The organism is Leifsonia sp. NPDC058194, assembly GCF_042883605.1.
In the GTDB taxonomy this organism is placed as follows: Bacteria; Actinomycetota; Actinomycetes; order Actinomycetales; family Microbacteriaceae; genus Leifsonia.
This window is the reverse complement of the sequence record NZ_JBHVVL010000001.1, coordinates 54,604-80,454: the sequence shown is the minus strand read 5'-3', so window position 1 is coordinate 80,454 and position 25,851 is coordinate 54,604. Positions and strand designations below refer to the sequence as shown.

Below are 25,851 nucleotides of genomic sequence, written 5' to 3'. Positions count from 1 at the left end.
TGACGTGCCATCGAGGCGTTTGTACAATCGCTTCTACAACGTTGGAATTGCAGCGTTGTAAATCAGACCCGATCCACGGCGCGATCGGGCACACGAGAGGCATTCAATGAAGAAACTGCTTGCGACGCTCGCCGCCGCAGCCGGCGTCTCCCTGGCGCTCGCGGGCTGCTCCGGCTCGTCGGGCACGGACGCGTCCGGCCCCGTCACGCTCACCTTCTGGCACGGCTACACCGAGGCCGACGGCAAGGTGCTCGACCAGATCGTCGACGACTTCAACAAGTCGCAGGACAAGATCACCATCAAGACCACGACGAAGACCTGGGCCGTCATCGGCGACACCCTGCTCCCGGCCCTCTCGGCGAAGAAGGGGCCGGACATCGTCGCCATGCCGGCCGAGAACCTCCCGGTGTACGCGTCCAAGGGCGCCTTCGCCAAGCTGGACGACTTCTACTCCAGCGACGCGACGAAGAGCGCGTCCCTCAACCCGAGCGCCGTCGAGATGGAGAAGGTCGACGGTTCGTACTACGGCGTCCCCACCGGATTCGTCCCGCTCTCCGTCATCTACAACAAGACCCTCTTCGACAAGGCGGGCATCAGCACCTTCCCGACCACGTGGGACGAATGGGTCGCCGATGCCAAGAAGCTCACCGTCGACGAGGACGGCGACGGCACACCCGAGCAGTACGGGCTGGCTCTGCCCGACCACGCGACGGTCGGCAACGGCGTGTGGGCGAGTCTCTTCTACGGCAACGGCGGTGCGATCGTGGACGGCTCGAAGTCGGCCCTCGACTCGAAGGCCAACACCGAGACGCTGACCTACTGGGCCGACGCCGTCCGCAACGGCAAGATCTCGCCCACCGGCCTCGACGGCGTCGCGTCCGACAAGCTCTTCTCGTCCGGCAAGGCCGCGATGGAGATCGGCGGCCCGTGGATGGCTTCCGTCGCCACCGAGAACAAGATCGACTACGGCATCGCGGGCATCCCCGCGGGTCCGAAGGGCTCCGCCGCCTCGGCGATCGGCATCTCGGCCGCCGTGACCGCACAGGCGGATTCGTCGAAGAAGGCCGCCGCGGAGAAGTTCTTCGACTACTTCTTCACCAAGGAGGTCGCGACCAAGTGGTCCCTGGGCTCCGGATGGCCGCCCCTGCGCACCGACATCCCGTCGTCCGCCGTCGCGTCGAACCCCGTCGTCGCGGCGCTCACCGAGCTCGTCCCCGATGCGCGCCCGCTGCTGCCCGGCGTCGCGAACAGCACCGACGTGCTCTCGGCGGTCGACGAGGCCACCCAGAAGGCGCTCACCGGAGGCGATCCCGCCGACCTGCTGAAGTCCGCCTCCGCCCAGGTGCAGCAGGCGCTCGGCAACTGATCCCCCGAGCGGCCGCCGCGCACGCGGCGGCCGCTCGCCCCACGAAAGCGACCATGACCTCACTCACCCGCTCCCGCGAACGCCGCCGCGCGTACCGCCCGCCCGCACCGCTCGGCGGCCGGCCGCGCTCGGGGCGTCAGGCGCCGATCGCGCTCCTCTTCCTCCTGCCCGCCCTCGTCATCCTGATCGCATTCGTCGGCTGGCCGATGCTCTCCGCGCTCCGGCTCTCGTTCACGAACGCCAGCGGCTTCGGCATCGAGGAGTGGGTGGGGCTCGACAACTACGTGCGCGTGTTCACGGACCCGCGCATCCTGTCGACGCTCGGCAACACCGCGGTCTACACCGTCCTGTTCACCCCGACGGCGTTGATCGCCGCACTGCTGCTCGCCCTGCTGCTCGGCAACCGGAGGCTGATCGCACGCGGGTTCTTCCGCACGGCGCTCTTCCTGCCGTTCATCGTCTCGCTCGCGGTCGCCGCATTCGCCTGGACCTACCTGCTCGACCCGCAAGTCGGTCTCCTGAACTACTGGCTGCGGTCGGTCGGCATCCAGCTCGGCAACGTGCTCCAGGATCCGGCGCTCGCCATGCCGACGGTCGTCCTGGTGGCGATCTGGAAGAACTTCGGCTTCTACATGGTGATCTTCATCGCCGGGCTCCAGGAGATCCCCGCATCGCTGTACGAAGCGGCGAAGATCGACGGTGCCGGGGCCTGGCGCCGGTTTACCAACGTCACGCTGCCGCAGCTCAGCAACACCCTCGCGTTCGTGATCGTCTTCGCGATGATCGCCGCCCTCCAGGCGTTCGACCAGATCTACGTGATGACCGGAGGAGGCCCGTACCGGTCGACGCAGACCGTCGTGATGGAGATCTATCAGGAGGGGTTCAAGAAGCTCGATCTGGGCGGGGCGACCGCGCTCTCGTACGTGCTGCTCGCCGCCACCCTCATCCTCAGCCTGGTGCAGTTCCGCTTCTTCGGACGACGTGAGAAGGACAACGCCTGATGACCGCCGCACCTGCCGCCGCACCCGCTGCCGCACCCGCCGCGTCCCCCCGCACCCGTCCGCCGGGCGCCCGTCGCCGGATCGGCCGGACGGCCGAACGCTGGCTGCTCTTCGCCGCCGTCCTCGTGCTCACCGCGATCGTGCTCCTGCCCGTCGCGATCATCGTGCTCACGGCCTTCAAACCAGCGGCCGAGGTCAACGCGTTCCCGCCGACGCTGGTGCCCGGCACCTGGACGCTCGACAACTTCACGAAGATCTTCAGCGACCTCCCGTTCGGGCGTCTGTTCGTCAACAGCCTCGTCTTCGCCGGCGGTGTCACCGTCTTCGCACTGTTCTTCGACTCCCTCGCCGCGTACGCACTGGCGCGACTCGACTTCCGGGGCAATCGCGTCCTGCTCGTGGTGATCGTCGCCAGCCTGATGATCCCGTTCCAGGCGACGCTCATCCCGGTGTACCAGCTGGTGGCCCAGCTCGGCTGGGTGAACACGTTCGCCGGGCTGATCATCCCGCGGGCGGCCGACGCGTTCGGCATCTTCTTCCTGCGGCAGTTCTTCCTCTCGCTGCCCCGCGACCTCGACAACGCGGCGCGCATCGACGGGGCGGGGGAGTTCCGGATCTTCCGGAGCATCGTGCTCCCGAACGCCGTGCCCGCCATGCTGACGCTCGCGATCTTCACCTTCGTGAACAACTGGAACGATCTGCTCTGGCCGCTCGTCTTCACGACGTCGCCCGAGATGGGCACCATCACCTCCGGTCTCACGCTGCTGACCGGCCCGAGCGGCATCATCCCTTACGGCACGATGATGGCCGGATCGCTGATCGCCGTGCTCCCGCTCGCGGTGATGTTCCTGATCATGCAAAGGCGCTTCATCGAGAGCGTCGCAACGACGGGGATCAAATGATGACGGCATCCGACTGGCACCGGGACGGCCGACTTCATCTCGGGCTCGGCATCGAGGACACGTTCGTGCCCCAGGCCCGCCCGGGCGAGCGCGCGATCGACGAGTACGAGCTCACCGAGCACTACGAGCGATTCGACGCCGACTTCGCTCTCGCTGCAGGCGTCGGCGCGGAACTCCTGCGCTGGGGCGTCCCCTGGTACCGGGTCGCCCCGGCGCCCGGTGAGTGGGACTGGGAGTGGACCGACCGGGCGATCGACTCGATGCTCGGGCACGGGATCCGGCCGATCGTCGACCTGCTCCACTACGGAACGCCGCTGTGGCTCGACGGGCAGTTCGCCCATCCCGAGTATCCGCGCCATGTCGAGGAGTACGCGCGTCGGTTCGCCGAGCGCTACGGGGACCGGGTGACCGACTACACGCCGGTCAACGAGCCGGTGATCCACGCGCTCTTCTCGGGTGAGTACGGCTACTGGCCCCCGTACCGGGAGGGCGCGGAGGGATTCGCCTTCATCGCGGCGAACCTCGCGCGCGGCTTCGTGCGCAGTCAGCGCGCGATCGCGGACGCGGTCGGCGATGCCGCGGTGTTCGTCCACGTGGATGCTGCGATGAGCTTCGTCGGCGACGACACCGCGCCGGAGCATCGCGAGGAGGCCGAACGGCTGCGCCATCAGGTCCACCTCGTCGAAGACCTCGTGACAGGGCGCGTGGACGGTGCGCATCCGCTGCGCGATCGTCTCGGGTCCGCAGTCACCGACGAGGAGCTGGACTGGTTCCGCGACAACGCGGTGCAGCCCGACGTGATGGGCGTCAACTACTACCCGCGCCACTCGACCGAGCTCTTCGAACCCGGAGTGCGCCACGGCGGAGGCTTCGCCGACCCGCGACCCAGCGTGGACCGCGGCGCCGCGGGCCTCCGCGAGGCGCTCGTGTCGTTCGCCCGTCGCTACGGCGCTCCGGTGATGGTGACCGAGACCTGTGTGACCGGCACCGTCTCCGAGCGGTCGGCCTGGCTCGACGACTCGCTCGCGGTCGTCGAGGACCTCCGCACCGAAGGCGTCGACGTCGTCGGCTACGTCTGGTGGCCGCTGTTCGACATGTACGAGTGGACCTGGCGCCACACCGACGCGCCCCGCGCCGACCACCTGCTCACGATGGGACTCCACGACCTGGTGGAGTCGCCCGACGGACTCCTCCGTGTGGCGAACCCCGTCGCCGACCGCTATCGGGAGCACGCGCTGCGCCTGGCGCGCGCCGCCCCGGGCGGCATCCTGAACCTCCCACCGACCGACGACCACCGACGGAAGAACGAATGAACACTGCACACCTCTCCCTCCGCCCCTCCGCCGTCATCGGCGCGATCAACCCCAGGATCTACGGCTCGTTCCTCGAGCACCTCGGGCGGGCCGTGTACGACGGCATCTACGAGCCCGGCCACCCGTCGGCGGACGCGGACGGCTTCCGCACCGACGTGATCGAGCTCGTCAAGGAGCTCGGGGTCTCGACCGTGCGCTACCCGGGCGGGAACTTCGTGTCGGGCTTCAAATGGGAGGACTCGGTCGGTCCGCGCGAGGAGCGCCCGACCCGCCTCGACCTCGCCTGGCACTCCACCGAGTCGAACGAGATCGGCCTGCACGAGTTCCAGGACTGGCTCGACAAGGTGGGCAGCGAGCTCATGCTCGCGGTCAACCTCGGCACGCGCGGTGTCGCCGAGGCCCTCGATCTGCTCGAGTACGCGAACCACCGCGGTGGCACGGCGCTCTCGGAGAAGCGCATCGCCAACGGCCGCACCGACCCGTTCGGCATCAAGATGTGGTGCCTCGGGAACGAGATGGACGGCCCGTGGCAGGTCGGCCACAGCACCGCCGAGTACTACGGCACGCTCGCCGCGAAGACCGCGCAGGCGATGAAGATGGTGGACCCCGATCTCGAGCTCGTCGTCTGCGGGTCGTCCAGCTCGTCGATGCCGACCTTCGGCGAGTGGGAACGCGTCACCCTCACCCACGCCTATGAAGACGTCGAGTACATCTCGTGCCACGCCTACTACGAGAACAAGGGCGACCTCGGGGCCTTCCTCGCCTCGGGCGTCGACATGGACTACTTCATCAACAGCGTCGTCGCGACCGCCGACCACGTGAAGGCCGTGCGTGGCAGCCAGAAGACGATCGACATCTCCTTCGACGAGTGGAACATCTGGTACAACACCCGTTTCGAGACCGTCGACCGCATCGCCGGAGTCGACAACTGGCCGGTCGCGCCGCGCCTGCTCGAAGACACCTACACCGTCTCGGACGCCGTCGTCTTCGGCAGCCTCCTGATCACCCTGCTGAAGCACGCGGACCGGGTCACCAGTGCCTCCCTCGCCCAGCTGGTCAACGTGATCGCCCCGATCATGACCGAGCCCGGCGGCCCGGCGTGGCGCCAGACGACGTTCTTCCCGTTCGCCGCCACGTCCGCGAACGGCCGTGGCATCGCGCTCGACGCGCACGTGACCAGCGGAACGTATGCGACCGAGCGCTTCGGCGAGGTCCCGCTCGTCGACGCCGTGGCCACCCACGACGCCGTGACCGGCCGGTACGCGATCTACGCGGTCAGCCGCGCGGTCGACGCGCCGACCGAGCTGGTGATCGACCTCGCCGAGCTCGGCGACGCCGCCGCCGGCCTGACCGTCAGCGCCCGGACGCTGAGCGACCCGGATCTGGATGCAGCCAACACCCTCGAGAACCCCGACCGCGTGTCCCTGGTCGACGCGCCGTTCACGCGCGACGGCTCGACACTCCGCATCGAGCTGCCCGCGGTGTCGTGGACGGAGATCCTGCTCGGCTGAGCGATCGTGGCGGCGCGCACGAAGAGGTGGCCGAGGGGTGGTCGGCTCGCGCCGGCCATCCCTCCTCCGCGACTCAGTCCTGCCCCTGGTCCCGCAGCCGCCAGCCGTCGGGCGTCTGAACGAAGCAGAGCACCCACGGCTCCTCGCCGCGCGGCAGCGACCCGCTCGCGGTGCCGGTCGTGTCGATCGTGTAGTCGAGGCACGGGTTGTCGGACTCGGTGTCGTCGGGCGGGACCACCCGTTCCGTGTACGAGAGCAGTCTCGGATCGTCGCACCACGCCCACGTGTGCGCCGTGGTCAGTGCCCGCGTCAGGCCGCAGTCGTGATGCTTCGCCGCCTCCAGATAGGTGCGGGCGACGGACGCGAGCGTCGCGTCTCTGCCGGGCACCGGTTCCGGCGCGGAAGGGTTCGCCAGCAGGACGACGCCGATCGCGGACGCGGTCAGAGCGAGTGTCGTCGCGCCGAGCGCGGCCACCCGTCTACGAATGGATCCGCTCCTCCGTGCGGATCTCGATCGGCTCCGCGTCCCCGGCCGGGGCGGGCGGCTTCAGGAAGAACATCGGCGCCAGGCCGGCGGTCGCGCCCACGGCCAGCGCGATCGTCACGGTCGTGAGCCCGTCCGACCCGGCGAAATGACCGATGAGGCCGATCAGCAAGATCCCGATCACCACGAACGGCACGATCTGCTGGGTGCGGATGCGCACGTCGCGAGGGCCCTGGGCGTTTCGCCGCACACTCGCCATCCCGAATCTGCGGGTGAGGACACCGAGCACAGACGCTGCGATGACGATTGCGAGCGACGCCCACGCCCAATGCCCGCCGAGCGGATCGTGGAGCCCGGACGAGACGACCCAGATGAAAGTGGAGAACAGCCCGACGGCTGCGGCGAGATTCACGTAGCCCCACGGTCCGTAGAGGATCCCCGCGGTCGTCCTGCCGTCGTGGATGTCGGCTTGGTCGCCCCCGGCACCGCCGCCCCCGGCCCCCATGGTCGCCCCGCCGACCTCGCGATTCTGCAACATCCCCCGACACTACGCCCCCTGCGTCTCCCGCCCGCGGGGCAGAGGCCTCGCACATTCGTGCGGAATGTCGACTCACGACGCGGCAGAGCCCACATTCGGCACGAATGTGAGTGCACGGAGGAGGGGGATCGCTGGCGGAGAATGGGGGATTCGAACCCCCGAGGGCTTGCACCCAACACGCTTTCCAAGCGTGCGCCATAGGCCACTAGGCGAATTCTCCTGGGTTGCCACCGCCTTGCGGGCGACGGCTCACAATATCCTAGCGGACGCCGGAGGGGGGTCGGTGCACGAGCCTCCAGGACGACCCGCTAGACTGTTCTCCGGCTCCCCACGTGGCGCCATCCAGGCCAACTCCCCCAGGGCGGAAACGCAGCAAGGGTAACCGGGCTCTGGCGGGTGCGTGGGGGGTCTTTTCCATTCCATCCGCCAGGAGTGCCCGCGTAGAGTGAGGGCAGCATCGCCCGCTCTTCTACAGTCTGTAGAATGGGCATCCCGCCGAAGAATGGAATGGTGGAGTGACCGAGCAGATGGCCGAGCTGGCCTCCGAAGCGTATGTCGTGGGCTTCCCCCTGGTGTTCGACCTGGAACAGGTCGAGAGGTTCGTGAGCGACGGCATCGGCGCCGTCCCGCCCACCCCGTACAACGTGTTCGGGCACGGGCGCACGCTGGCAGGGCCTGCTGACACCTTCGTGTCGATCAACAACGACACCGTGTACTCCATGGCCCAGGTCGACCTGAGCGTCGGCCCGGTGCTGCTGAGCGTCCCCGAGGCGGGGGAGCGCTACTACGTCCTGCAGTTCGTGTCGGCGTGGACGGAGAACTTCGCGTACATCGGCACCCGCGCCACGGGAGGCGGTGCCGGGGACTTCCTGCTGCTGCCGCCGGGCTGGCAGGAGGCGGACGACGCGGACGAGGTCGTCGGCGGCCCGACGCGCATCCACTTCCCGACCCGCGTCGCCTCCATCGTCGGCCGCTGGGCCGTTGCCGGCGAGGACGACCTCCCGGCCGTCCACGCCCTGCAGGACGCCCTCTCGCTCACACCGCTGCGCCGCTCGCTCACGCCTCCGGAGGGCGTGCCGCCGGTGGAGGCCGACGCCGGCGAGGCGCTGACCTTCTTCGAGCGGATGCGGGTGTGGTCGCGCGCCTTCCCGCCCGCGGAGCGCGATCGCGCCGCCCTGGCCTCCTACGCCGCGCTCGGCCTGACCGGCGAGGAGCCCGTCCGGGACCTCCCTCAGGACGTCCGCTCGGCCCTGGAGGCGGGCTACGCCGTCGGCAAGGAGGCGCTCGAGTCGTCGCTGCGCACGTCGTCGCCCGTCGTCGACCACTGGCAGGTCAACCTCCACGCGTTCGACTACAACCTGGACTTCTTCGAGGCGGGTGCGCTCGACGACCCGGCCTGGAAGCTCGTCGAACCGCGCACGCGCTACGCCATCCGGGCCGGTGCGGCCTTGGGCGGTCTGTGGGGCAACCACGGCTACGAGGCCTCCTACTCCGCGACGTACGAGGACGCCGACGGCGACGCGCTCAGCGGTGAGCACGTCTACCGGCTGCGTCTCTCGCCGACCCCGCCGGTCGGCGCCTTCTGGTCCCTCACCATGTACGACCTCCCGCAGTACTTCCTCGTCGAGAACGAGGCGCAGCGGTACTCGCTGGGCGACCGGACGGAGGGGATCGTGTACGACGACGACGGAGGACTGACGATCACGATGAGCACCACCCGACCGACCGATCCGACGGCCGCGGCCAACTGGCTGCCGACACCGGCGGGGGCGTTCCGCCCGCTGATGCGCATGTACGCGCCGGGAGCCGCCGTGCTCTCGGGCGAGTACCGGCTGCCCGCCATCGAGCGGATCGGCTGAGACGTGGTCCGTTCCCTCTACATCACCTCGGCCGAAGGCCACACCGGCAAGTCCACCATCGCCCTCGGCGTGATCGAGGCGCTGCGGCACTCGGTCGGCCGCGTCGGCGTCTTCCGGCCGATCGCGCGCTCGACGGTCGAGCGCGACTACGTGCTCGAGCTCCTGCTCGAACGCGTGACCGCCGACCTCTCGTACGAGGAGGCCATCGGCGTCACCTACGAGGACGTCCACGTGGACGCGGATGCCGCGCTCGCCGAGATCGTGCACCGCTTCCGGGCGGTGGAGGCGCGGTTCGACACCGTCGTCATCCTCGGCTCCGACTACACCGATGTCGGCAGCCCGACCGAGCTCGGCTACAACGCACGCATCGCCGCGAACCTGGGGGCGCCCGTCCTGCTCGTGCTCGGCGGTCGGGTCGGGCAGGGCTTCGGGGAGCGCCTCGGCCAGGCCGATCCGCGCTCGCCGGAGGACCTGCAGCATCTGGCCGAACTGGCGCTCGTCGAGATGCGGGCCGAGCACGCGAGCATCCTCGCCGTGGTGGCCAACCGCGCCGACGGCTCCCGTCTCGACGAGATCGTCGAGGCGATCTCCGAGATCGTCCCGGCCGAGCGCGGCGGCGACCGCCCGCCGGTCTGGGCCATCCCCGAGGACGAGTTCCTCGTCGCCCCGAGCATCCGGTCCATCGTCGAGGCCACGGGTGCGACGCTCATCGCCGGCGACGAGACGCTCCTCGGCCGGGAGGCGCTCGACGTCGTCGTGGCCGGCATGTCGATGGACAACGTCCTGCCGCGACTGGTGGAGGGCGCAGTCGTCGTCGTCCCGGGCGACCGCACGGAGGTGCTGCTGGCCGTCCTGATGGCGAACGCGTCGGGGACCTTCCCGTCGATCGCGGGCATCGTCCTGAACGGCGGGTTCGAGCTCCCGGAGCCGATCGAGCGGCTGCTCGCGGGTCTGCGCTCGCCGCTCCCGATCGTGCGCACGGGGCTCGACACCTACGACACCGTCGTGCGCATCACCCACGCCCGCGGCCGGCTGGCCGCCGACTCGCAGCGCAAGTACGACACCGCCCTGGCCCTCTTCGAGCGGCACGTGGACGCGGACGCGCTGCTCGCGCGCCTCGACGTGACCCGCCACGACGTGGTGACCCCTCTGATGTTCGAGTACGACCTCATCGAGCGGGCCCGCGCGGCGAACAAGCACATCGTGCTCCCCGAGGGCGAGGACGACCGCATCCTGCGTGCGGCCGGAACCCTCCTCGCGCGCGGGGTCGCCCGGCTCACCATCCTCGGGGAGCCGTTCGAGGTGCGCTCCCGCGCCATCGAGCTCGGCCTCGACCTCTCCCGAGCGGAGGTGGTCAGCCCGTTCGACGACGTGCTCCGCTTCCGTTTCGCGACCGAGTACGCGAAGCTCCGGGCCCACAAGGGCATCACGGTCGACCAGGCGTCGGACACCGTGACGGACTCGTCGTACTTCGGCACGATGATGGTCCACCTCGGACTGGCCGACGGGATGGTCTCCGGTGCGGCGCACACGACGGCGCACACCATCCGCCCGGCGTTCGAGATCATCAAGACGACACCCGGCGTCTCCGTCGTCTCGAGCGTCTTCCTGATGGCCCTCGCCGACCGGGTGCTCGTCTACGGCGACTGCGCGGTCATCCCCGACCCGACGGCCGAGCAGCTGGCCGACATCGCGGTGTCGTCGGCGCGCACGGCGGACCAGTTCGGCATCGCGCCTCGCGTGGCCATGTTGTCGTACTCGACCGGCGACTCGGGCGCAGGGGCGGACGTCGACAAGGTGCGGGCCGCGACTGCGCTCGTGCGCGAGCGTGCGCCGCAGCTCGCCGTGGCCGGGCCGATCCAGTACGACGCCGCCGCGGACGCCGCCGTGGGCGCCGCGAAGATGCCCGGCTCGGACGTCGCCGGACGCGCGACGGTCTTCGTCTTCCCGGACCTCAACACCGGGAACAACACCTACAAGGCGGTGCAGCGCAGCGCGGGCGCCGTCGCGATCGGTCCGGTGCTGCAGGGTCTGCGCAAGCCGATCAACGACCTGTCGCGCGGCGCGACCGTGGAGGACATCGTGAACACCGTCGCCATCACCGCGATCCAGGCGGCCCTCGCATGAGCGCCGTCCTCGTCGTCAACAGCGGCTCGTCGTCCCTCAAGTACCAGCTGATCGACGCGGAGTCGGAGGAGGCGCTCGCAAGCGGCCTGATCGAGCGGATCGGGGAGGAGTCCGGCCACATCCGGCACCGCGGACCGGGCGGCACGAGCGAACGATCGCTCGCCATCCCGGACCACGCGGCCGGGTTCCGGGCGATGCTCGACCTCTTCGCGAGCGAAGGCCCGAGCCTCGACGAGAACCCGCTGGTGGCCGTCGGCCATCGGGTGGTGCACGGTGGCAAGCGGTTCTTCGAGCCCACGATCGTCACACCGCTGGTCGAGATCAACATCGAAGACCTCGCCGATCTCGCGCCCCTGCACAACCCCGCCAATCTGCAGGGCATCCGCGCCGCCGAGAAGGCGTTCCCGGATGTGCCGCACGTGGCCGTGTTCGACACCGCCTTCCACCAGACGCTGCAGCCGGAGGCGTACACCTACGCGATCGACGCCGACCTGGCCGAGAAGCACCGTATCCGCCGCTACGGGTTCCACGGCACGTCGCACAAGTACGTGTCGGAGGCGGCAGCGGCCTTCGTGGGCGAGCCGCTCGCCGAGCTGAAGCAGATCGTGCTGCACCTCGGCAACGGCGCCTCGGCCTGCGCCGTCGACGGCGGTCGCTCGGTGGACACCTCGATGGGCATGACGCCGCTCGAAGGCCTGGTGATGGGAACCCGCTCCGGCGATCTCGACCCGGCCGTGCTGGTGCACCTCGCCCGTCGCGCGCACCTCGACACCGACGAGCTGGACGAGCTGCTCAACCGGCGAAGCGGCCTCCTCGGTCTCGCCGGCCGCGGCGACATGCGCGACGTGCGTCGTGCCGCCGAGGCGGGCGACGAGGCGGCACGACTCGCCCTCGACACGGTCGTCCACCGGCTCAAGCACTACATCGGCGCCTACACCGCACTGCTCGGCGGTCTCGACGTGCTGACGTTCACCGCGGGCGTCGGCGAGAACGACGCGAACCTGAGGGCCGAGGCGCTGTCCGGGCTCGAGGTGCTGGGCATCCGTATCGATCCGGAGCGGAACGCGTCGCCGTCGGGGGAGGCGCGGGTCGTCTCGGCCGACGACTCGGCGGTGACCGTGCTGGTCGTGCCGACGAACGAAGAGCTGGAGATCGCCCGGCAGGCCCTCCAGGCGGTGTCGGCCGGAGGCTGAGCGGACAGGATCCAGATGCGGCGACGTGGCGGCGACGGAGACGGATGGCGACGGCCTCCCGCCCGCTCGCCGCTGCGCCGCCACCGCCCGCTGGCCGCTCTGGCGGCGGTGTTCGCGGCGATCGCCCTCGCCGTGAGCGGATGCTCGGCCACCGCCGACGCACCGGCCGGCCCGCGGTTCGTCACACCGCCGCTCATCCACTACACGTCCGTGCTCTGGCCGGTGCCGCTGCAGCTCGTCGGTGCCGAGCCCGGCAGCCGGCTGCGCATCGCGGCCTCCCTCACCACGGGTCACGGCGTCTGGCGATCGTCCGCCACCTACACGGTGCCGGCGGGCGGCGTGCTCGACCTGGCCACCGCGCTCCCGCAGCTGGCGCCGTTCGCCGAGCCGGACTCCGTCGGCCTGTTCTGGTCGCTCGACGGCCCCGAGCTCTCCGGGGCCGCGCTCGCGACGCAGTGGATGCACGACACGCTCCCGGTGACGCTGTCCGCGGTCGACGGGGAGCGGGTCGTCGCATCGCGGACGTTCGAGCTCCAGGGGCTCGCCGACGGACTCGGGCCGCGGACCCTCTACACCCGCGACCTCGTCGGGCCGGGCGCCACCGCCTTTCCGCGTGAGACCCACGAGGACCAGCCGGTCGCCCAGTTCTGGAGCGCGACATCGCAGGAGCGCCCGATCACCCCGGCGGTGCTGATGTTCGACGACCCGTCGCCGGGATCCTCCTCGGCCTTCGTCGCACCACTGCTCGCGCGCTTCGGGGCGTCGGTCCTCGTGCTCCCGGTGTCGGCGGCCTCGGACGGCATCCGGGCCTCCAGCGTCGTCGACAGCACGACCGTGGACGACGCGCTCCAGTGGCTGGATGCGCAGGCCGGCATCGACGCCCGTCATGTCTTCGCGTACGGAACCGGTGTCTCGGAGCCGCTCGCGCTGTGGGCGGCGACGCGGTTCCCGACCCGGCTGCACGGCCTCTTCGCGGCAGGCGGAGCGCCTCAGCTGCTCTGCCTCCCGTCCGGCTCGACGGCGCCGGCGTTCGAGGACGGCGCAGGTCTGCCCTGCCGCGTCGAACCGGGCCCGGTGTCCGCCTCCTCCGTCCTCCCGCTCGGTGCCGTGAACGGCCCGATCGTGCTCGCGTGCGGCGGACGCGATGCGGTGCTGCCCTCCGCCTGCACGGGTCAGGCGGCGCTCGCCCGGAGCCGTGGGGTGCGGGCAGGCGACAGCATCCACGACGCGGGCAGCGCCGGGCATGCGGTCTCCGTGCCACCCGGACTGCCGCTCGCCCTCCCGCTCCACGGCGTCCGCGCAGCGGGCGACACCGGTGCCGACGCCCAGGCGACGGAACAGGCGCGCGTCGCCTTCTGGAACGCCGTCGCCCAGATCGTCCTGCGGGCGACGCGCACATGAGGATGGGCAGATGAAGGTGGCCACATGAAGGTCTCGCGGATCGCCATCGCCGTCGCCGCGGTCGCAGCCGTCGCGCTCGGCGGGCTGAGCGGGTGCGCCTCCGTCCGGGAGGGCGGCCCGCGGTTCGTCGTCGAGACGAATCCCACCGGGGTGTGGGAGCCCGTCCGGATCACCCTGGACGGCCTGCCCTCCGGCGACCGGGTGACTGTCACGGCGTCAGCACGGGCCGGTGGGACCTGGTCGTCGCGGGCGGTCTACGCCGTTCCGCCCGACGGGCGCGTGGATCTCGCTCGGCAGGCCCCCGTCGAGGCGCCGTTCGCCGGGGCCGACCCGATGGGGCTGTTCTGGACCATGCGGAGTGCGAACGGCGGGGCGGCGACCTCGGACCAGACCTGGGGAGGCTCGACCCTCTCGGTCGACCTGACCGCGACGGTCGGCGGTCTGCGGGTGGCCGAGACGCACGTCCAGCGGGTGGGGCTGACCTCCGCCGCCCCGGCGGCGGTCGTCTCCGACGACAGCCTCAGCGCCGACTACTTCGCCCCCGTGCTGCGGACCGAGGGCCTGCGACCGGGCATCCTCGTGCTCGACGGCACCGACCCGGGCACGCCGACGGGAGTGCTCGCCGCGGCGACGCTGTCGGCGATGGGCTACCCGGCGCTCGCCCTCTCCACATACGGCAGCGCCGGGCAGCTCGAGCCGCGCCGCACGGTGCCCGCCGAGCGGTTGCTGACCGCCGTCGACTGGCTCAAGGCACAGCCCGGGGTCGACGATCAGCGCATCTTCGTCATGGGCACCTCGCGCGGCGCGCAGCTCGCCCTGTGGCTCGCGGTCGCCCATCCCGGCCTGGTCTACGGGGCGATCGCTCCGGGAGGGACGACCGGCCTGGTCTGCCCGTCGCCCGTCCCGAGCCCCGCGATCACGGTCGGGGGCGCGTGGGTGCCGTGCACCACCGGGACCAACGACGTCGAAGCCGCGTCCGTGCTCGATCTCAGCCGCATCCGCGGCCCGCTCGTGCTGGGCTGCGCGACCCGTGACGAGCAGCTGGCGAACGGGTGCGCGTGGATGGACGAGGCCGCGCGGCTGCGGCCCGCGCGACCGGGCGACACGTACGTCACAGCGCAGGGAGCCGAGCACCTCTTCTACACGCCTCCCTACAGCCCGTTGTATCTGCCGGAGGGGGCGGCCGCGCAGCCGACGGAGCGGGGGAGGGAGGCCGTCTGGCGAGCGATCGCGGCAGCCCTGACGGCGCCCTCCACCGTCCCCGGTCGCTGACCGGGGCCGGCCCGACGATTGTCAGCGGCGGCAAGTAGCATGTGGGGGTGGTAACCGCTCTGTATCGCCGATATCGGCCCGACACCTTCGCCGACATGATCGGCCAATCGCAGGTGACGGAGCCGCTGATGACGGCGCTGCGCACCAACCGCGTGAACCACGCCTATCTCTTCTCCGGCCCCCGGGGCTGCGGCAAGACGACTTCCGCGCGCATCCTCGCCCGCTGCCTCAACTGTGCGGAGGGCCCGACGGACACCCCCTGCGGCACGTGTGCGAGCTGCGTCGAGCTCAGCCGCGACGGCGGCGGGTCCCTCGACGTGGTCGAGATCGACGCCGCGAGCCACAACGGCGTCGACGACGCCCGTGACATCCGCGAGCGCGCCATCTTCGCCCCGGCGCGCGACCGCTACAAGATCTTCATCCTGGACGAGGCGCACATGGTGACGCCGCAGGGCTTCAACGCGCTGCTCAAGATCGTCGAGGAGCCGCCGGAGCACGTGAAGTTCATCTTCGCGACGACGGAGCCCGAGAAGGTCATCGGCACCATCCGCTCGCGCACCCACCATTACCCCTTCCGCCTCGTGCCGCCGGCGCAGATGCTCGAATACGTCCAGAGCCTGTGCGACAGCGAGGGCATGACGGTCGCCCCGGGTGTGCTGCCGCTGGTCGTCCGCGCGGGCGGCGGCTCCCCCCGCGACACGCTGTCCCTGCTCGACCAGCTGATGGCCGGCTCCGAAGGCGAGGCCATCGAGTACGAGCGGGCCGTCGCGCTCCTCGGCTACACGCACGCCGCCCTGCTCGACGAGGTGATCGACGCCATCGCCGCGCGCGACGCGGCCGGTGCATTCTCGGCCGTGGACCGTGTGATCCAGACCGGGCAGGATCCGCGCCGGTTCGTCGAAGACCTGCTCGAGCGGTTGCGCGACCTCATCGTCGTCGCCGCCACGAGCGTCGACGGGGCCGCCGCCGTGCTCCGCGGCGTGCCGCAGGACGAGCTCGACCGGATGGGCGTGCAGGCTATGAAGTTCGGGGCCGCCGAGCTGAGCCGTGCCGCCGACATCGTCAACGCCGCCCTGACCGAGATGACGGGCGCGACCTCCCCGCGACTCCACCTCGAGCTGCTGCTCGCCCGCGTGCTGGTGCCGTCGAGCGACGCCTCCGAGCGTGGGGCGCTGGCTCGCGTCGAACGCCTGGAGCGGCGCGTCGGCGTCAGCGACGGCGACGGGGGAGCCGCAGCAGCCTCGAGCGCGTCGCCGGTGGCTCCGACGCGCGCACCCGCGGCGGCACCTCCCGCTGCGGCGCCTTCTGTTCGGGAACCCGCGCGTGCGACTCCGGCGCGCGAGGTCGAGGCCCCCGCCGATGCGCCGCAGGCAGCAGCCGAGCCGGCGCCCGCCGAGCCCGTGGCCGCCGAGCCCGTGGCCGCCGACACCGCCCGCGTGGAGCCGGAGCCCACCGATTCGGCCCCGGCTGCTCCCGCGAAGCCGGCTCCCGCGCCGGTCGGAGCGGTCAGCACGCAGCAGATCAAGGACTCCTGGCCGCAGATCCTCGATGCCGTCCAGCGCGCCAAGCGCAGCGCCTGGATGGTCGTCTTCACGGCGCAGGTGCGATCCCTCGACGGTGACGTGCTCACCCTGTCCTTCCCGAGCGACAACGACGTGCAGAGCTTCCGGCAGTCGCAGGCGCCGGGCACCCCTGGTGTCAGCGAATACCTCCGCCAGGCGATCGTCGACCTGCTCGGCATCCGGGTGAAGTTCATCGCCCGCGCCGACGGCGGTCCCGGCGGCGCTCAGCGCCCCGGCGCCGGTGCCCCGACCGCGCCGGTCGCCGAGACGTGGCCCGGCGGTGCGTCGAGCTCCGGCGGGCAGGCCCCGGTCTCTCCCGTCGCCTCCGCGGCGCCCGCTCCTGCCGCCGCGACCCCGGATGCTGCACCCACCGCTGCGCCGAGGTCGGAGCCGCCCGCGCCTGCCGCGGCGGGATCGACCGGGCCGGTCACGGACTGGGCGATCGTCAGCATCCCCGGAGCCGGCGCCGGTGCTGCGTCCGCGTCGTCGGTGGCCACGATGGAGCGACCCGAGACCGCGGCGCCGCCGGCCCGGCCGGCCGCTGCCGCGCCGTCCGCCGCCCGCCCGGCGGCTCCGGCAGCCGACGAGCCGCCGTTCGACGACGTGCCGCCGGATGAGACCGAGCCCCCCCTCGAACCGCCCACCCCGGACGAACCCGCCGGCGACTGGGCGGCCGCGCCGTCGGCCGCCGCAGCGGCTCCCGCGGGATCCGGCTCCCCGGCGCCCCAGCGCTCCGCAGCCCCGTCTGCTCCGGCGACCCCTTCTGCGCCTGCCGCGGCGTCGGCCCCGGCTGCCCAGCGCTCCGCGCCTGCGGCCGGCTCGCGCACCCCCACCTTCCAGGAGCCGCAGCGCTACGGCGAGGCCGTCGTGCGCGAACTGCTCGGGGCGACCTTCATCGAAGAGATCGATGCTCCGCCCACGATGGGGATGAGGTAGGCGATGTACGAAGGCATCGTCCAGGAGCTGATCGACGAGCTCGGCCGCCTGCCCGGCATCGGGCCCAAGTCGGCGCAGCGCATCGCATTCCACATCCTCCAGACCGAGAGCTTCGACGTCACGCGTCTGGCGGAGGTCCTGCTCGAGGTGCGTGACAAGGTCCGGTTCTGCGCGATCTGCGGCAACGTGTCCGAACAGGAGACCTGCTCCATCTGCCGCGACCCCCGTCGGACCCCGGAACTCATCTGCGTGGTCGAAGAGGCGAAGGACGTCGTGGCGATCGAGCGGACGCGCGAGTTCCGCGGCCTGTACCACGTGCTCGGCGGCGCCATCAGCCCGATCGACGGCGTCGGGCCGGACGACCTGCGCATCCGCCAGCTGATGCAGCGCCTGGCGGACGGCACCGTCCAAGAGGTCATCATCGCCACCGATCCCAACCTGGAGGGCGAGGCCACCGCCACCTACCTGAGCCGGTTGCTCACGACCCTCGAGATCCGGGTCACCCGGCTCGCCTCCGGCCTGCCGGTCGGCGGCGACCTGGAGTACGCCGACGAGGTCACCCTCGGCCGCGCGTTCGAGGGGCGCCGACAGGTGTCCTGAGCCCGTCCTCCGCTGCCCGCACCCCGGCCGTCATATGGGGATCGGGGCATGCACCCGGACGGTAGGATGGGAAACCCGTCAGTCCAGGAGTGTCCGTGGCCCTTATCGTGCAGAAATTCGGCGGTTCGTCCGTCTCCGACGCCGAGAGCATCAAGCGCGTCGCGAAGCGCATCGTCGAGACCCGCAAGGCCGGCAACGAAGTCGTCGTCGCCGTCTCCGCGATGGGCGACACGACGGATGAGCTGGTCGACCTGGCGCACGAGGTCACCCCGATCCCCGCTCCGCGCGAGCTGGACATGCTCCTCACCGCCGGCGAGCGCATCTCGATGGCGCTGCTCGCCATGGCGATCAAGAGCATGGGCTACGACGCGCGCTCCTTCACCGGCAGCCAGGCCGGCATGATCACGGACGCGCAGCACGGGTCGGCCCGCATCGTCGACGTCACACCCGGCCGCATCCAGGACGCCCTGTCCGAAGGCGCGATCGCGATCGTCGCCGGCTTCCAGGGGTTCAACCGCGACACCCGCGACATCACCACGCTCGGCCGCGGCGGCTCCGACACGACCGCTGTCGCCCTCGCCGCCGCGCTCGGGGCCGAGGTGTGCGAGATCTACACCGACGTGGACGGCGTCTTCACGTCCGACCCCCGTCAGGTGCCCCTGGCCCGCAAGATCGACCGCATCACCAGCGAGGAGATGCTGGAGCTCGCCGCCGCCGGCGCGAAGGTCCTGCACATCCGCGCGGTCGAGTACGCGCGCCGTCACAACGTGACCCTGCACGTGCGCTCCTCGTTCTCGAACAAGGAGGGCACGTACGTCCTCAACGAAGCAGCTGCGGCCAAGGCCGCGAAGAAGGATGGAACCGTGGAAGAGCCGATCATCTCCGGAGTCGCCACCGATCTGAGCGAGGCGAAGATCACCGTCGTCGGCGTGCCCGACGTGCCGGGCAAGGCGGCGCAGATCTTCAAGATCGTCGCGAAGGCCAACGCCAACGTCGACATGATCGTGCAGAACGTGTCGGCGGCGGCCACCAGCCTCACCGACATCTCGTTCACCCTCCCGAAGTCGGAGGGGCAGCGCGTGCTCACCGCCCTCACCGCCGAGCGCGACGAGGTCGGCTACCAGTCGCTGCAGTACGACGACCAGATCGGCAAGCTGGCGCTCGTCGGCGCCGGGATGCGCACCAACACCGGTGTCTCGGCCCAGCTCTTCGAGGCCCTCTACGACGCGGGCATCAACATCGAGATGATCTCGACCAGCGAGATCCGCATCTCGGTCGTCACGCGCGCCGACACCGTGGCCGAGGCCGCCCGGGTCATCCACACCGCCTTCGGCCTCGACGGCGACGAGAAGGCCGTCGTCTACGCCGGGACCGGCCGCTAGGACCCCGGCCCGCCGCACGACCGCCCGCGAGGGAATGGCCGCGACCGGCAGCACGTTCGACCCTCCAAGACCACCGACCCGAAGGGGCCACCACCATGAGCGAGACCACTGGACTCAACATCGCCGTCGTCGGCGCGACCGGCCAGGTCGGCAGCGTCATGCGCCGACTGCTGGAGGAGCGCGCGTTTCCGGCGACGAGCGTCCGCTTCTTCGCCTCGTCGCGTTCGGCCGGCACCACGCTGCCGTTCCGGGGCGAGCAGATCACGGTCGAGGACGTCGCGACCGCCGACGTGTCCGGAGTGGACATCGCGCTGTTCTCGGCCGGCGCCACGGGTTCGAAGGCCCACGCACCGCGATTCGCGGAGGCCGGCGCCATCGTCATCGACAACTCGAGCGGATGGCGCATGGACCCGGATGTGCCGCTGGTCGTCTCCGAGGTGAACCCCGAGGCGATCGCGGACGCCCGCAAGGGCATCATCGCCAACCCCAACTGCACCACCATGGCGGCCATGCCGGTGCTGAAGGTGCTGCACGACGAGGCCGGACTCCAGCGCCTCACGGTGAGCACGTATCAGGCGGTCTCGGGCTCCGGCCTCGCCGGGGCCGAGGAGCTCGCCACCCAGGTCCGCACGGCCGTGGCCGACGAGAACCTCCTCCAGCTGGTCCACGACGGCTCGTCCGTCGCGCTGCCCGCCCCGGTCAAGTACGTGCGGCCGATCGCCTTCGACGTGATCCCGCTCGCGGGCTCGATCGTCGAGGACGGCCTGAACGAGACCGACGAGGAGAAGAAGCTCCGCAACGAGAGCCGCAAGATCCTCGGCCTCCCGGACCTGCTCGTGAGCGGGACGTGCGTCCGCGTCCCGGTCTTCACCGGCCACTCGCTCTCGATCAACGTCGAGTTCGCCGAGCCGATCACCCCGGCTCGCGCGGAGGAGCTGCTCGCGTCGGCGCCCGGCGTGGTCCTCACCGACGTCCCGACGCCGCTCGAGGCCGCGGGCAAGGACCCGAGCTTCGTCGGACGCATCCGTCAGGACGAGGGGGCCCCGGCCGGACGCGGACTCGCGCTCTTCATCAGCAACGACAACCTCCGCAAGGGAGCAGCGCTGAACGCGGTGCAGATCGCCGAGCTGGTCGCGGAGCGGCTCTCCTCGCCCGTCGAGGCCTGAACCCTCCGCACATTCGTGCCGAATGTCGGGAAAGCCCCACGCTTTCCCGACATTCGCCACGAATGCGGCAGGGTTACGCGCGTGCGTCGGGCGACGCTGCCAGGCGCTGCGCCGCGATGTCCTGGTGCGCGAGACGCCGCAGGGCGGCGATGACCGGCTCGTAGAGCGCGGTGCCGAGAACGGCGTAGCCCAGCTGACTCTCCCTGCCGTCGTCGGGCATGCGGGAGAGGTCGAACTCGGCCATCGCCCGAACGTGCTCGCCGTAGACCGCCAGACGATCGGGGGAGAGCGGGATGCCTGCCGCCTCCACCCCGACGAGCGCGCGCTCCAGCTGCGCGACGGCGGCGAACCGCGGGTCGTAGACCTGACCGAGCGCCTCGAGGGCGGCTCGGGCGCGCGGGTAGTCCGCGCCATCCACCGGGGGTCCGTCCGCGTAGGGCGGCAGCGCTGCGACGGCGCTGCCGAGCGAATCGAAGAGCGAACCCGATGGTGCGTCGATGAGGCCGAGCACCGTCTTCACTCGTTGCAGCGGCAGCCCGGCGACATCGGACAGTGCCCGGATGAGCGCGACGCGCCGCACGTGCTCCTCGCCGTAGTCCGCGCGGGTGACGCTGACGGCGACGCCGGGCATCAGCATCCCCTCGCGCAGATAGAACTTGAGGGTGGCGAGGGGGACGCCCGTCTGCCCGACCAGCTCGGAGATGCGCACGTCTCACCATTCCTTCATCGACCCTTGACATGGATAGTAGCACTATCTAATCTTTGGATACCGTAACTATCCAAGGAGGCGGACCATGCTGCTCCAACCGGCCAGCGCCATCACCGCGGGCGTCGTCCTGCTCACCGTCATCGGCATCGCCTACGGCGGGACCTTCATGCTCCGAGTGGTCACCGGGAAGCAGGGGGCCAACGACCTCCAGAAGAGCTTCTTCCGCGCCGGCCATGCGCACGCGGGCGTGCTCGTCATCCTCGGTCTCGTCGTCCTCGTGCTGCTCGACGCAGCCGGTGTCACGAGCTGGATGCACGTCGCCGCGATCGGCGTTCTCGCCACGGCGATCCTGATCCCGGGCGGCTTCTTCCTCTCGGTCCTGGGGCGCGATCCGCAGCGGCCCAACGGGGTGATCGCGCTGGTCTGGGTGGGGTTCGGGGTCCTGACGGTGAGTCTGGTGATCGCGGGGATCGCCCTGATCGGAGCCGGTGCGGCACAGGTGGGATGACGCCGTCCGCGCCCGGATCCGACCCTCCTCGCGGCGCCCGGCGGAGGCTAGCCTGAACGCATGCGCGCCGAACCACTGCCCGCCGAGGTCGTCGACTATCTCGAAGCGCTGCCGTCGAAGCGCCGGGAGGTCTACCAGCCCGTGTTCGACACGGTCGCCGAGGCCATGCCGGACGGCTACCGGCTCGGCGTCCAGTGGCGGATGCCCGGCTGGGTCGTCCCGCTCGAGACGTTCCCGGACACCTACAACGGACAGCCGCTCGCATACGTGAGCCTCGGCGCGCAGAAGAACTACACGTCGCTGTATCTCATGGCGCTCTCCAGCGACTCGGCTGAAGAGCGCGGCTTCCGGCGCGAATGGGCGAGCAGCGGCCGGCGGCTCGACATGGGCAAGAGCTGCGTGCGCTTCCGCTCCCTCGCCGACGTGGACCTCCCGCTGGTGGCGAAGACGGTGGCCGCGTTCCCGGTCGCGCGGTTCGTCTCCATCTACGAGCGCGCGAACTGAGGCCGCCTCCTGCTGGTTATCTCGACATCGAGACACTTTCCCGCTCGGGACAAGGGGATGCGCCCACCGCACCGTAAGATCGTACGGTGAGCAACTCTCCCATCGACGTGGTCCTCATCGGCGGCGGCATCATGAGCGCGACGCTCGGAGCGCTTCTGCAGCGCGTGCAGCCCGACTGGAGCATCCGCATCTACGAGAACCTGGGCGAAGTCGCCCAGGAGAGCTCGAACCCCTGGAACAACGCCGGCACCGGTCACGCCGCCCTCTGCGAGCTGAACTACATGCCCGAGGGCGCGGACGGCTCCGTCGACCCCGCGAAGGCGATCAGCATCAACGAGCAGTTCCAGCTCAGCCGCCAGTTCTGGGCGAGCCTGGTCGAGGCGGGCGACCTCCCGGCCCCGGAGACCTTCATCAACCCGACGCCGCACATGACCTTCGTGCGCGGTCGCGACAACGTGCGCTATCTGCGCCGCCGCTACGAGTCGCTCAAAGAGCAGCCGCTGTTCTCCGACATGGAGTTCTCGGAAGACCCGGCCGTCATCGGCGAGTGGACGCCCCTGCTGACGAAGAAGCGCAGCGCCAAGCAGCGCATCGCCGCCACCCGCTCGACCTCGGGCACCGATGTCGACTTCGGCGCCCTGACACGTGCGCTCGTCGACAACCTCGTCGCCAACGGCGCGGAGCTGGCTCTCAACAACCGCGTCCGCAGCGTCAAGCGGACCAAGGACGGTCTCTGGCGCATCAAGGTCCTCCACGAGGTCGGGCACACGCCGCACGAGGTCCAGGCACGATTCGTCTTCGTCGGCGCGGGAGGCGGTGCGCTCCACCTGCTGCAGAAGTCCGGCATCCCCGAGATCAAGGGTTTCGGCGGCTTTCCGATCTCCGGGCAGTTCCTGCGCACCAGCGACCCGAAGATCGTCGCCCAGCACCAGGCGAAGGTCTACGGCAAGGCCGCCGTCGGCGCGCCGCCGATGTCGGTGCCGCACCTCGACACGCGCGTCGTCGACGGCGAGACGTCGCTGCTCTTCGGCCCCTACGCCGGCTTCAGCCCCAAGTTCCTCAAGACCGGGTCGTGGTTCGACCTGCCCGGCTCGGTGCGTGCGGGCAACCTCGGACCGATGCTCGCCGTGGCCCGTGACAACTTCGACCTGATCAAGTACCTGGTGGGGGAGCTGCTCGCCAACCGCGCCAAGAAGCTCAAGGCTTTGCAGGAGTTCATGCCCACCGCCAAGAGCGAGGACTGGGAGCTCATCACCGCCGGTCAGCGCGTCCAGGTCATGAAGAAGGACGCGAAGAAGGGCGGAGTGCTGCAGTTCGGCACCGAGGTCATCGCGGCGGAGGACGGCTCGATCGCCGGTCTGCTCGGCGCATCGCCGGGAGCCTCCACGGCCGTCCCGATCATGGTCGACCTGCTGAAGCGCTGCTTCCCGGACCGCTACGACGGCTGGCTCCCGACGATCGAGAAGCTCATCCCGACGGTCGGGACGACCCTCAACGACCGTCCGGAGGAGGCCGCGCGTGTGCTGGCGGAGACCGCTGCCACGCTGAACCTCGCCCGGTAGTCCCTCCCAGAGGGTGGACAGGGGCGTCGGCGGCCTGTTATGGTCGTCAACGCTATGAAGTGATCACCTCCTCTCGTCCCGCGCCCGAGGCGCCGTCGACAGAGTGGGGTGCACCTGAGAACAGGTCATCGCGTTCATTGCGCTCACGCGCCGCTCTCGACGGAGCACGCCCGGCGGGAACCGGCTCATCGGAGCGCTCGGAAGGCGGTCTCCATGCCCGTATCAACCACTCTCACTCCGCTACGTGCGGACGGCGTCTCGCTCAGCTACGGCGAACGTCGCATTCTCACCGATGTCTCCCTCACCGTCGCTCCCGGCTCGCGCCTCGGGCTGATCGGCGAGAACGGCGTCGGCAAGTCCACTCTGCTGCGCCTGCTCGCGGGCGTCGAGTCGCCGGACGCCGGCACCATCCGCCGTCCGGCGCGCGTCGGCTTCCTCTGGCAGGAGGTCCGGTTCCGGCCGGACGACTCCCTGGAGTCGCTGATCGAGGACGCCCTCGCCGGCGTCCGGGCCGTCGAGCGCGAGCTCGAGGCGGCCGCCGTCGCGCTCGGTACGGGCGAGGACGACTCGTCCACCCGGTACGACCGTGCTCTCGAGGCGGCCGAGCGGGCCGAGATCTGGACGATCGACGCCCGCCGGGACGAGCTCCTCGCAGGCCTCGGTGTCGGCGGGATCCCGCTGGGCCGGCGGCTTGACGAGGTCTCGGGTGGCCAGCGCAGCCGGTTCGCCCTGGCGGCGCTGCTGCTCGGGAGGCCGGATGCCCTGCTGCTCGACGAACCGACGAACCATCTCGACGATGCGGCTGCCGCGTTCCTCGAGAGCCGGTTGCGCGACTGGCGCGGTCCGGTGCTGTTCGCCAGTCACGATCGCGCGTTCCTCGACGCGGTCGCGACAGGGCTGCTCGACATCGACCCCGCCCGCGGCGGTCCCGTCGCGTTCGGCGGCGGCTACAGTTCCTACCTCGACGCCAAGGCGGCCGAGCGGGCGCGCTGGGAGAAGCAGTTCGCCGACGAGCAGGACGAGCTCGCCGCCCTCCGCTTCGCCGCAGACGTCACCGCGCGGTCGATCGCTTGGTCGGGGAAGGTGCGCGACAACGACAAGTTCGCTAAGTCGTTCAAGGGGGGAGCGCTCGACAAGCAGATCAGCCGCCGCATCAAGAACGCGGACGGCCGGCGCGACGAGCTCGAGCGCACGCAGGTGCGCAAACCGCCTCCCGTCCTCCGCTTCGCCGGGATCCCGTCGGGATTCCAGCCGCTCGCGGAGGACGGCGGGCTGCTCGTGCACGCCCGCGGGCTGCGCATCCCGGGGCGGCTCGACGTCCCCGCGTTCGACATCGCACCGCAGTCGCGGGTGCTGGTCACGGGCGCGAACGGGGCGGGCAAATCGACATTGCTCGCCGCCGTGGCGGGTCGTCTCGAACCAGCCGCCGGCTCCGTCGGTCGCAGGCGCGGGCTGCGCGTCGGTCTGCTGGAGCAGGACGTCCGTTTCGCCGATCCCTCGATCTCGCCTCGTTCCATCTACGCGGCGGCTCTCGGGGAGAAGCGGTCCGAGAGCGTCCCGCTCGTCACGCTGGGCCTGGTCGCACCGCGCGACCTCGACCGGCCGGTCGGGGCGCTCTCGGTCGGGCAGCAGCGCCGGCTCGCGCTGGCTCTGATCCTCGCGCGGCCGCCGCACCTCTTCCTGCTCGACGAGCCGTCCAACCATCTCTCGCTCGCCTTGGCGACCGAGCTGGAGGATGCTCTCGGCGCCTATCCGGGCGCGGTGGTGGTCGCCAGCCACGACCGCTGGCTGCGGGCGCGGTGGGACGGGGAGGAGATCTCCCTGCGCGCCGCTTGACGGACATTCGAAGATCGACGGTTCCGTCTCGGAGCGTCGGTGACGCCGTCGGTGGCCGGTGGAGAAGGGTGCACGCCCGGACGTGCACCCTTCTCCACCGCTGCGCCTGCGCCTGCTGC

21 protein-coding genes, 1 tRNA gene and 1 other RNA gene are annotated in these 25,851 nt (G+C 70.8%); 19 read left to right on the top strand and 4 right to left on the bottom strand.

Features of this window, described 5'->3' with window-relative positions:
* The first annotated feature begins 106 nt into the window (after positions 1–106).
* Genes ACFVU2_RS00355 through ACFVU2_RS00335 form a run of 5 tightly spaced genes read left to right on the top strand, consistent with a single transcriptional unit; the run spans position 107 to position 6,093 of the window.
* The gene (locus ACFVU2_RS00355) at positions 107–1,366 is read left to right on the top strand and encodes an ABC transporter substrate-binding protein (protein WP_387869742.1); all 1,260 of its coding nucleotides are present in this window, start codon (positions 107–109) and stop codon (positions 1,364–1,366) included.
* Positions 1,367–1,419: 53 nt separating this feature from the next.
* On the top strand, positions 1,420–2,367 hold the full coding sequence (locus tag ACFVU2_RS00350; RefSeq protein ID WP_387869740.1) for a carbohydrate ABC transporter permease: 948 nt from the start codon (positions 1,420–1,422) through the stop codon (positions 2,365–2,367).
* Positions 2,367–3,269: a carbohydrate ABC transporter permease gene (locus tag ACFVU2_RS00345; protein WP_387869738.1), complete on the top strand. Its 903-nt coding sequence runs from the start codon at positions 2,367–2,369 to the stop codon at positions 3,267–3,269. The genes ACFVU2_RS00350 and ACFVU2_RS00345 overlap by 1 nt, the downstream gene beginning before the upstream one ends.
* Positions 3,269–4,582, top strand: coding sequence for a family 1 glycosylhydrolase (locus ACFVU2_RS00340; protein WP_387869736.1), 1,314 nt, complete (start codon positions 3,269–3,271; stop codon positions 4,580–4,582). The genes ACFVU2_RS00345 and ACFVU2_RS00340 overlap by 1 nt, the downstream gene beginning before the upstream one ends.
* Positions 4,579–6,093: an alpha-N-arabinofuranosidase gene (locus ACFVU2_RS00335; protein ID WP_387869734.1), complete on the top strand. Its 1,515-nt coding sequence runs from the start codon at positions 4,579–4,581 to the stop codon at positions 6,091–6,093. The genes ACFVU2_RS00340 and ACFVU2_RS00335 overlap by 4 nt, the downstream gene beginning before the upstream one ends.
* A 73-nt stretch (positions 6,094–6,166) precedes the next feature.
* Here the strand turns inward: ACFVU2_RS00335 and ACFVU2_RS00330 are convergent, their stop codons facing one another.
* From ACFVU2_RS00330 to ACFVU2_RS00320, 3 genes are all read right to left on the bottom strand, one after another.
* Positions 6,167–6,568 (bottom strand): hypothetical protein, encoded by a 402-nt coding sequence (locus ACFVU2_RS00330; protein WP_387869732.1) that lies wholly within the window; start codon positions 6,566–6,568, stop codon positions 6,167–6,169.
* A gap of 4 nt (positions 6,569–6,572) precedes the next feature.
* Entirely contained in the window at positions 6,573–7,115 is a 543-nt protein-coding gene (locus ACFVU2_RS00325) for a hypothetical protein (protein ID WP_387869730.1), read from the bottom strand.
* A 132-nt stretch (positions 7,116–7,247) separates the two neighbouring features.
* A tRNA-Ser gene (locus ACFVU2_RS00320) sits at positions 7,248–7,335 on the bottom strand.
* 99 nt (positions 7,336–7,434) lie between these two features.
* Between ACFVU2_RS00320 and ffs the strand changes: the two genes are divergently transcribed.
* The 10 genes from ffs (at position 7,435) to ACFVU2_RS00270 (ending at position 20,613) form a co-directional block, all read left to right on the top strand.
* Positions 7,435–7,531: signal recognition particle sRNA small type (gene ffs / locus ACFVU2_RS00315), an RNA gene on the top strand.
* A gap of 99 nt (positions 7,532–7,630) precedes the next feature.
* Positions 7,631–8,974, top strand: coding sequence for a DUF1254 domain-containing protein (locus ACFVU2_RS00310; protein WP_387869728.1), 1,344 nt, complete (start codon positions 7,631–7,633; stop codon positions 8,972–8,974).
* 3 nt (positions 8,975–8,977) lie between these two features.
* Positions 8,978–11,101 (top strand): phosphate acetyltransferase, encoded by a 2,124-nt coding sequence (gene pta, locus ACFVU2_RS00305; protein ID WP_387869727.1) that lies wholly within the window; start codon positions 8,978–8,980, stop codon positions 11,099–11,101.
* Positions 11,098–12,294 (top strand): acetate/propionate family kinase, encoded by a 1,197-nt coding sequence (locus ACFVU2_RS00300; protein WP_387869725.1) that lies wholly within the window; start codon positions 11,098–11,100, stop codon positions 12,292–12,294. Before pta ends, ACFVU2_RS00300 begins: the two co-directional genes overlap by 4 nt.
* A gap of 15 nt (positions 12,295–12,309) precedes the next feature.
* A complete protein-coding gene (locus tag ACFVU2_RS00295; protein ID WP_387869724.1) occupies positions 12,310–13,695 on the top strand; it encodes an acyl-CoA thioesterase/BAAT N-terminal domain-containing protein in 1,386 nt (461 codons plus the stop codon).
* 24 nt (positions 13,696–13,719) lie between these two features.
* The gene (locus tag ACFVU2_RS00290; protein ID WP_387869722.1) at positions 13,720–14,967 is read left to right on the top strand and encodes an acyl-CoA thioesterase/BAAT N-terminal domain-containing protein; all 1,248 of its coding nucleotides are present in this window, start codon (positions 13,720–13,722) and stop codon (positions 14,965–14,967) included.
* 47 nt (positions 14,968–15,014) lie between these two features.
* On the top strand, positions 15,015–17,465 hold the full coding sequence (locus tag ACFVU2_RS00285) for a DNA polymerase III subunit gamma and tau (protein ID WP_387869720.1): 2,451 nt from the start codon (positions 15,015–15,017) through the stop codon (positions 17,463–17,465).
* A 3-nt stretch (positions 17,466–17,468) separates the two neighbouring features.
* On the top strand, positions 17,469–18,065 hold the full coding sequence (recR, locus tag ACFVU2_RS00280; protein ID WP_387869718.1) for a recombination mediator RecR: 597 nt from the start codon (positions 17,469–17,471) through the stop codon (positions 18,063–18,065).
* Between the two features lie 95 nt (positions 18,066–18,160).
* The gene (locus tag ACFVU2_RS00275) at positions 18,161–19,447 is read left to right on the top strand and encodes an aspartate kinase (protein ID WP_387869716.1); all 1,287 of its coding nucleotides are present in this window, start codon (positions 18,161–18,163) and stop codon (positions 19,445–19,447) included.
* Between the two features lie 95 nt (positions 19,448–19,542).
* Positions 19,543–20,613: an aspartate-semialdehyde dehydrogenase gene (locus ACFVU2_RS00270; RefSeq protein WP_387869714.1), complete on the top strand. Its 1,071-nt coding sequence runs from the start codon at positions 19,543–19,545 to the stop codon at positions 20,611–20,613.
* A gap of 73 nt (positions 20,614–20,686) precedes the next feature.
* Here ACFVU2_RS00270 and ACFVU2_RS00265 read toward each other — a convergent pair whose 3' ends face one another.
* Complete coding sequence (locus ACFVU2_RS00265) at positions 20,687–21,322, bottom strand: MerR family transcriptional regulator (protein ID WP_387869712.1); 636 nt, start codon at positions 21,320–21,322, stop codon at positions 20,687–20,689.
* A gap of 85 nt (positions 21,323–21,407) precedes the next feature.
* Between ACFVU2_RS00265 and ACFVU2_RS00260 the strand changes: the two genes are divergently transcribed.
* The 4 genes from ACFVU2_RS00260 (at position 21,408) to ACFVU2_RS00245 (ending at position 25,732) form a co-directional block, all read left to right on the top strand.
* On the top strand, positions 21,408–21,830 hold the full coding sequence (locus ACFVU2_RS00260) for a hypothetical protein (RefSeq protein WP_387869710.1): 423 nt from the start codon (positions 21,408–21,410) through the stop codon (positions 21,828–21,830).
* Between the two features lie 60 nt (positions 21,831–21,890).
* Positions 21,891–22,334, top strand: coding sequence for a DUF1801 domain-containing protein (locus ACFVU2_RS00255; protein WP_387869709.1), 444 nt, complete (start codon positions 21,891–21,893; stop codon positions 22,332–22,334).
* 86 nt (positions 22,335–22,420) lie between these two features.
* Positions 22,421–23,896 carry a malate:quinone oxidoreductase gene (locus tag ACFVU2_RS00250; RefSeq protein ID WP_387869708.1) on the top strand — a complete coding sequence of 492 codons (1,476 nt, stop codon included), beginning with the start codon at positions 22,421–22,423 and terminating at the stop codon, positions 23,894–23,896.
* A gap of 213 nt (positions 23,897–24,109) precedes the next feature.
* Positions 24,110–25,732, top strand: a complete 1,623-nt coding sequence (locus ACFVU2_RS00245) for an ABC-F family ATP-binding cassette domain-containing protein (RefSeq protein WP_387869706.1) — start codon at positions 24,110–24,112, stop codon at positions 25,730–25,732.
* Positions 25,733–25,851: the final 119 nt, after the last annotated feature.

What these genes read in the sequence shown, in the direction of transcription:
- ACFVU2_RS00295 (WP_387869724.1), top strand. Translation starts at nt 12,310, where the DNA reads ATGCGGCGACGTGGCGGCGACGGAGACGGATGGCGACGGCCTCCCGCC.
- recR (WP_387869718.1), top strand. Translation starts at nt 17,469, where the DNA reads ATGTACGAAGGCATCGTCCAGGAGCTGATCGACGAGCTCGGCCGCCTG.
- ACFVU2_RS00350 (WP_387869740.1), top strand. Translation starts at nt 1,420, where the DNA reads ATGACCTCACTCACCCGCTCCCGCGAACGCCGCCGCGCGTACCGCCCG.
- ACFVU2_RS00260 (WP_387869710.1), top strand. Translation starts at nt 21,408, where the DNA reads ATGCTGCTCCAACCGGCCAGCGCCATCACCGCGGGCGTCGTCCTGCTC.
- ACFVU2_RS00325 (WP_387869730.1), bottom strand. Translation starts at nt 7,115, where the DNA reads ATGTTGCAGAATCGCGAGGTCGGCGGGGCGACCATGGGGGCCGGGGGC.
- ACFVU2_RS00345 (WP_387869738.1), top strand. Translation starts at nt 2,367, where the DNA reads ATGACCGCCGCACCTGCCGCCGCACCCGCTGCCGCACCCGCCGCGTCC.
- ACFVU2_RS00335 (WP_387869734.1), top strand. Translation starts at nt 4,579, where the DNA reads ATGAACACTGCACACCTCTCCCTCCGCCCCTCCGCCGTCATCGGCGCG.
- ACFVU2_RS00290 (WP_387869722.1), top strand. Translation starts at nt 13,720, where the DNA reads ATGAAGGTCTCGCGGATCGCCATCGCCGTCGCCGCGGTCGCAGCCGTC.
- ACFVU2_RS00340 (WP_387869736.1), top strand. Translation starts at nt 3,269, where the DNA reads ATGACGGCATCCGACTGGCACCGGGACGGCCGACTTCATCTCGGGCTC.
- ACFVU2_RS00245 (WP_387869706.1), top strand. Translation starts at nt 24,110, where the DNA reads ATGCCCGTATCAACCACTCTCACTCCGCTACGTGCGGACGGCGTCTCG.
- ACFVU2_RS00300 (WP_387869725.1), top strand. Translation starts at nt 11,098, where the DNA reads ATGAGCGCCGTCCTCGTCGTCAACAGCGGCTCGTCGTCCCTCAAGTAC.
- ACFVU2_RS00270 (WP_387869714.1), top strand. Translation starts at nt 19,543, where the DNA reads ATGAGCGAGACCACTGGACTCAACATCGCCGTCGTCGGCGCGACCGGC.
- ACFVU2_RS00255 (WP_387869709.1), top strand. Translation starts at nt 21,891, where the DNA reads ATGCGCGCCGAACCACTGCCCGCCGAGGTCGTCGACTATCTCGAAGCG.
- ACFVU2_RS00355 (WP_387869742.1), top strand. Translation starts at nt 107, where the DNA reads ATGAAGAAACTGCTTGCGACGCTCGCCGCCGCAGCCGGCGTCTCCCTG.